The sequence below is a fragment of the Zooshikella ganghwensis genome (genome assembly GCF_018263875.1).
GTDB classification, from domain to species: domain Bacteria; phylum Pseudomonadota; class Gammaproteobacteria; order Pseudomonadales; family Zooshikellaceae; genus Zooshikella; species Zooshikella ganghwensis.
This window is the reverse complement of record NZ_JAEVHG010000044.1, coordinates 1-5345: the sequence shown is the minus strand read 5'-3', so window position 1 is coordinate 5345 and position 5345 is coordinate 1. Positions and strand designations below refer to the sequence as shown.

1 protein-coding gene is annotated in these 5345 nt (G+C 55.2%); it reads left to right on the top strand.

Features of this window, described 5'->3' with window-relative positions:
* Positions 1 to 5345: LysM peptidoglycan-binding domain-containing protein (locus KHS79_RS25560; RefSeq protein WP_212722995.1), on the top strand; the 5345-nt coding region annotated here is incomplete at both ends.

Sequence of the window (5345 nt, the reverse complement as noted above, 5' to 3'; positions counted from 1 at the left end):
GTCGTGACGCGTCATCAGTACGATCAACTGGGCAATAAAACCCAGACCATCGTCGGCGCTAACAGTGATCAGCCACGGGTCACTGAGTTCCGCTATAACGCCCAGGGTCAGTTGATTCAACAACGCCAGTCAGCCCATGCGGTTGAAGGGCAGCCACGGCCACAGGTCGCCAGCGTCAACCGCCAGTATGATGCGGTGGGCAACTTGATTCGTGAGACGGATGCCAATGGTCAGGTCACCACCCTGTACTACAATGCCCGCAATCAGTTAATCGCCCAGGTGGATGGTGATGGCGTACTGAAGACCTTTGGCTATGATGCGGCCGGTAATCGGTTGTCTGAGCGCACCTATGATCAGCGGTTGGCTACCCAGACGCTGATGCTGCATACCCCACCGGAAGGTCAAGGGGAATACCGCGAAACCCACTTTGAGTACGATGCCAACAACCGCGAGCTGGCCCGTTACAGCCGTGAAGTGTTGATGCATGATATTGATCAGGGTTACTTCTATGGCCGTGTCGGCCACACCCAGGTCTACGATGCCAACGGCAATGTCATTAAAACCACCGACAGTCGGGGCCATAGCACCTATACCTTCTACGATGCCAAAGGCCAGGCCATCCTGTTGGTGGATGCCTCCGGTTATGCCACCCAGCGCCAGTACGATGCAGCGGGGCACATTGTCGAAGAACTGAAATACGCCCAAGCCCTGCCCGACAGTGCACGGGATAACCTCAGCATCGACAGCGATCCCCACGCGCTATTGGCAGCGTTGGATGCGAGTCATGCCGATAACCGTATCACCCGTAACCAGTACGATGCCTTAGGTCATTTGGTGTTAACCCGCCAAGTGGGCGTCAGCCACCAGGTTAAAGGCACGGATGTGACGGGCAACACCGTGTGGCAAACCCAGCAGGGCGATGCCATCACGGAAATGTTCTACGACGCCAATGGCAACAATGTCGCCATTATTCGCCGTAACAGTGGCAATCAGGCCGAACGCATTGATCTGCAATACGATGCCCTGAACCGCAAAGTACTGGAGCAAGGGGCTGAATACACTGCAGCCAATGGCAATACGGTCCGCCAGACCACCAGCACCTACTACACCGCCCAGGGGGATACTGCCCTGAGCGTCAAAGAAGCCGCCGATGGTCAGCAAACCGCCTTTAACCTCAGTGCTCAGGACCTGATTACCCGTCAGGTGTACGACAACGCCGGGCATATGATCAAACAGATCGATGCCAATGGTGCGGTGACGGAACTGTTCTATGACGCCAAAGGCCAGGTGGTGCGTAAACGGCAGCACCTGCAACAGGCGGATGGTAGCCAGCAGGCCGTAGAGGTGCGTTTTGGTTATGACAGCCAAGGTCGCGAAATCTGGCGTGATGAGGGGGTAGGCGCGATTCAGCGGACCCACTACAACAGCCATGGCGAGATCAGCGGCAAAGGCATCAATGACCAGGTGCATGAGTACTACGAGTACAACGCCGCCGGTCAGCTGTTCAAAACCAACAAAAAGAACGGTGCACCCCAGGTCTTTGTTTACGATGCCAACGGCAATGCCTCGCTGGAAATTCAGTCGATGACCATCGACCTGAAGGCGGTCACCCTCAGCCAGTTACGCTTGCTGGACGCCAAGCAACTCCACATCACCCTCAGTCGTTACGATGCCCGTAACCAGCTGATCGATGTGGTACAGCCAGAGATGACCTTCCTGACCAAAGCATCCTCCAGCAGTGCTGGCACGGAGGTCATTGATGCCACGCCGTACACCTTTGGTGAGGCTAAAATGACCGGTGGTGAGAAGTTTGATTTTAACTTCCTGTTATTTGCCCGAGCGGCCGGTAAACACTGGCCCCGCTGTTACTTTCGACAAGACGCGGTGGAGATCACCTGGTCGGATATTGGCGAGTACGATGGCGACCTGCTGATTGAATGGGATTCGGGTTACCGTTGGGACACCAAAGGCTCGTTTGTGGTGAAAGCCAGTCAGGGCCGCCATACGATTAATATGTGGGGCAAGGACAACACCACCTCGGTGTGGTACCTGAAGAACATGGGCTTTAAATACCAGGTCAAGATCTCCAAGAAAAACGAGGCGGGTGACTGGGTACCGCTCACCGAACAAACCGGTCGTTACCGCTGGAGTGGTTTTGCCCCACGCTGGAAGCACGATACCCTGGTCCGCTGGGAGAAAAACCACGTGGAAATGCCTAAGCTGCTGACCTTAAAAGAGCAGCCACGGCAGGCCACCCGGTTACGGATGTATTATCGCCCCGCGCAAGAACCAGGCTATACCAGCCGCGCCTACGATGAGGCCAATTACCAGCCCGGTAAGTACAGCCACAGTATTGAGGGGGCACGGATGAACCGCGAAGGGGACTGGGCGCTGGATCTGACCAACGCGCCAGGCCTCTCCGCCAATCAGGCCTACGAGTACTACTACGAGGCACTGACCCCCGAAGGCACGGTGATTAACCGCGGTGAAGGCATCTTCCGTACCACGCAAAATGCCAAGCACGGTGAGACCTTTGATCTGCGCTTTGGCTTACAGCAACAGGCCGCCACCGCCGCGGCGAATGGTGAAGTGGCGAAACCCAGCCAACAAACCCTCAACGATTTACAGCTACGCTGGGCCAACTTAGGCGGCTACCAAGGCAAACTGAAGTTTGACTGGAATGCCGGCTTTGGTGAGGCCAAAGGCTCGGAGATTGTCGACGCCAGTGCCGGGCAGATTAATCTACAACCCAACGTGTCGCTGGAGAATGCCGAAGGCCGTACCTTCACCTACACCGTCAATGTCTACAAGCAAAATGCCCAGGGACAGTGGGAGCTGCTGGACTGGCTGCAAGGGGATTACAGCTTTGCTGCCGAGCGGGGGGATTCCGGTGAATTTAGCGCCAAGGGCCACCACCAGCTCAGTCGTTTCCATGCGCTGGACCAGGGGAGCGTCACCCACCGTAATACCGGTCGCCCTGCGTATACCAAAGCCAGCCTCGACTATGTGATTGGCGACGGCCTGGAAACCAGCCACAGCATTCATCGCATGCAGCGTTTTAATGCCTTTGGTGAAGTCATCGAAGAAGTGGATGGTCTTGGTAACCGCACCACCTTCCGCTATAACCAGCTGGGGCAGATGGTCACCAAGCAGGCGCCGGAAACCGAGGCGACTGATGAGCAAGGCCTGGTACATAAAGTCCGGCCAACGACCCACTATGGCTACGACCTGTTAGGACAACAGATCACCACTACCGATGCCAACGGCAATATCAATGAACAACAGTGGGCGGCAGGACAAATCGTCGCTGAGCGTCATGCCGATGGTGGTCAGGTGCAGATGGGCTTTGATGCCTTTGGCCGCAAAGTCAGCCAGACCAATGAACTGGGTGAAGTCACTCAGTACCACTATGACCGTGCCGGCAATGTCACCCGGGTGGAACGAGCGGGCGGCAATACTGACCAGTACACCTATGATGCGGCGGGCCAACGGCTGACCCATACCAATGCCTTAGGTCATACCGAACGCTACCAGTACGACAGCAAAGGCCGCATCATCGCCCACCACAGCTATGGCAACATGGTGACCCAGTACAGTTACCGTTATGAGGCCAGTATTGGTGGCATCGGCGGCTGGGTGGTGACCAAAACCGATGGTAATAAACACACCCTGGTGGATCATCGGGATGCCTTTGACCGTATCCACTACCACAAAGACTTAGGCGATCGTACCTTCACCTATGGCTACAATGCGTCAGGCAAACTGGCCTGGCAGAAAGGCGATACGGTGCTGAAAAACACCAGCAAGGTCGATCAGGAGATTTACTACGGCTACTACAACAACGGCTACATCAAAAACATTGATGATGTCGGGGCCAATAACTATGCCGAGTTTAAATACGATAAGAACGGTAACCTGATCTTCGAAGGCTACAGCAATAAAGATGCGAAAGACGGCTACAAGAATGTCTACACCCAACACTCCACGGTGGAATACGACAGTCTGAACCGCATCAAAAAGATCGTCGATGCTAAGTACACCATTGCGTATCAGTACGATGCCATGGGTAACCGGCGTCGGGTGCACAGCCGCTATCAACAGGTCAATGGCGACTGGCATAACCAGGACTTCTGGTACACCTACGATGCCATGAATCGCTTTACCACCACCATGGGCGCCCTCAAAGACGGGCAGATCACCCCTGGTGACCATGGGTATCGGATCAGCTATAACCTGGCCGGGCAGCGGGTCACCGCCACTAATAAGCAGCATACCGAACGCTATCACTATGATGGTAACGGTAAGCTCACCGAAACCTACATTGATGATAAGCTGCGGGCCAAGCGGATCAACGATGCGGTGGGTAATACCACCCACTACATGGAGTATGATCAGGAGAGCAATGTCTACCGGCAGGTGAATAAGGTCTACGACCAGGATAACCGGGCAACCCGCGAAACCACCAGCATTGCCAAAGGTAAAGCGCAAAACAAAGGCAGTACCTATCACTTTGATGGGGCGGGTAACCTCAGCTCCACCGAAACCTTCGGCGAAGACGTCAATGTGCGGACCAACTACACCTATGAACGTTGGGACGACTACAAACAGAAGACCATCAAAAACGAAGGCTTGACCAATGAGGAGTTTGACTTCCCCTGGCGGCCAGGGATGTCCATTCTGCATTACGACGTCAACGGCCATGTCAACATGGCGGAAGACAAATACAATGCGCGTATCCTGCGTTATGTCAATAACCACAAAGGGCAGATCCTGACCCGCACCGAGGAAGGTCATGATCGGAATGATGATCACAAAGCCTACCTGCGCACCCACCACTTCTACTACGTCAATGGCATTGGCATTGGCGATGTGGGGGATGATGGCCCGACCTATACCGACTATGCTACTCAGCTGGCCTATAACCAAGGCTTAATGCGCAAGCCGGATAAAACTGAGCCGGTATTCAGTGCCGACTTCGATGCCAACTTCCAGGCCATTGGTGAAAACTACCCGGCGCAAAGCCCGGGGGGGTATACCGTACAACAAGGCGATACCCTGCAAACCATCGCCTTGGCGCTCTGGGGCGACAGTAGCCTGTGGTTTATGCTGGCCGATGCCAATGGCCTGCAACCCCAGCAACTGAAAGACTTAAAGCCCGGCACCTTCCTCACGGTGCCCAACAAAGTCACCAATATCCACAACAACAGCAGCACCTTCCGCCCCTATAACGCTGGGGTGGCGATTGGTGATGTGAGTCCGACGTTACCGGATATGCCACCGCCGCCGATTAAACCAGCGGGTGGGGGCTGTGGTGGCGCGGCCATGGTGGTGATGGTGGTTGTGGC